This is a genomic window from Pseudoalteromonas rubra, from assembly GCF_005887095.1.
GTDB lineage: Bacteria > Pseudomonadota > Gammaproteobacteria > Enterobacterales > Alteromonadaceae > Pseudoalteromonas > Pseudoalteromonas rubra_E.
On the sequence record NZ_PNCI01000213.1, the window covers coordinates 1 to 232 of the forward strand.

Sequence of the window (232 nt, forward strand, 5' to 3'; positions counted from 1 at the left end):
TTATCGATAGTAGGGATCCACACAGAGCTTGCTTCTGTTTCGCCCTGTGTCCAAATTTGTGTTGGCTTATCTTTTTCTTCGCCTTTGGGGTTAATAAAATATAATCCCTTAGCATCTGTAATGGCAGCACTTCCTTTTACTTCGAGTTCATCGGGTTTAGCTGTGTATTTAATATAAACGGTATACTGTTCGTTTCGCGTATAGCTTTTATCGAGTTGAATGAACAGGTTCA

General features: G+C 39.2%; 1 protein-coding gene. It reads right to left on the minus strand.

All coding sequences use genetic code 11. The features are described from left to right. On the minus strand, positions 1-232 hold a 232-nt coding region (locus tag CWB99_RS23910; protein WP_138686264.1), incomplete at both ends, for a M1 family metallopeptidase.